General features: G+C 53.4%; 1 protein-coding gene. It reads left to right on the top strand.

Annotation, left to right across the window (positions count from 1 at the left end; genetic code table 11):
- Positions 1–668, top strand: a 668-nt coding sequence (gene argB, locus ACTHUR_RS14760) for an acetylglutamate kinase (protein ID WP_440399345.1), incomplete at both ends; no start/stop codon positions are given.

The raw sequence follows: 668 nt of genomic DNA, 5'->3' as shown, positions 1-668 counted from the left end.
ATGTCGTTTTGCTCAAACTGGTGGGTATCCATCCTGTCATCGTCCACGGCGGCGGACCGCAAATCAATGAAATGTTGGAAAAAATTGGTAAAAAAGGCGAATTCGTGCAAGGCATGCGCGTGACCGACGGCGAAACAATGGACATCGTAGAAATGGTGTTGGGCGGTCATGTCAACAAAGAAATCGTTTCATTGATCAATTTACACGGCGGACGTGCGGTCGGTGTCACCGGGCGCGACAACCATTTCATCAAGGCCAAAAAACTGCTGGTCGATACACCCGAACAAACAGGCGTGGACATCGGACAAGTCGGCACGGTCGAAAGCATAGACGTTCGCCTGATTGAAGGCTTGATCGAACGCGGCTGTATCCCCGTTGTCGCGCCCATCGGCGTCGGAGAAAAAGGCGAAGCCTTCAATATCAACGCGGATTTGGTTGCAGGCAAACTGGCAGAAGAGTTGAACGCGGAAAAACTGCTGATGATGACCAATATCGCCGGTGTGATGGATAAAGAAGGCAACCTGTTGACCAACCTGACCCCAAGCCGTATCGGCGAATTAATCGCAGACGGCACGCTCTACGGCGGCATGTTGCCCAAAATCAGCTCCGCCGTCGAAGCGGCAAGCAACGGTGTCAAAGCGACCCACATCATCGACGGCCGCCTGCCC

This window comes from Neisseria sp. P0021.S007, from assembly GCF_051956855.1.
The sequence above is the reverse complement of the archived record's forward strand: the minus strand, read 5'-3'. Positions and strand labels throughout refer to the sequence as shown.